Source organism: Vibrio sp. 10N.261.52.A1 (genome assembly GCF_002876325.1).
In the GTDB taxonomy this organism is placed as follows: Bacteria; Pseudomonadota; Gammaproteobacteria; order Enterobacterales; family Vibrionaceae; genus Vibrio; species Vibrio chagasii.
The window spans coordinates 1-298 of the sequence record NZ_MCYD01000452.1 but is presented as its reverse complement, the minus strand read 5'-3'; the positions used below and the strand labels follow the sequence as shown (position 1 = coordinate 298).

At 41.9% G+C, this 298-nt stretch carries 1 protein-coding gene; it reads left to right on the top strand.

The window, feature by feature from the left end; genetic code table 11:
* Positions 1-199, top strand: a 199-nt coding sequence (locus BCT81_RS05390; protein ID WP_102423451.1) for an integration host factor subunit alpha, incomplete at its 5' end; no start/stop codon positions are given.
* Positions 200-298 lie beyond the last annotated feature (99 nt).

Here is a 298-nt window from a genome sequence, read left to right as displayed (position 1 = left end):
AGTTCGTAAAGCGCTTGAAAATGGCGAACAGGTAAAACTGTCTGGTTTTGGTAATTTTGATCTTCGCGAGAAAAACGAGCGACCTGGTCGTAACCCGAAAACTGGTGAAGACATTCCAATTTCTGCTCGACGTGTTGTTACTTTTAGACCGGGACAAAAACTAAAGGCCCGTGTCGAAAATATTAAAATCGAGAAGTAGCCAAGCAATTGACCACGCCTGGCGTGGTCTTTTTGTTTTTGTCACCGTATTTATTCTTGCCTTCCGTTTTCATTCTTTTATCTTCTCGTATCTCGTATC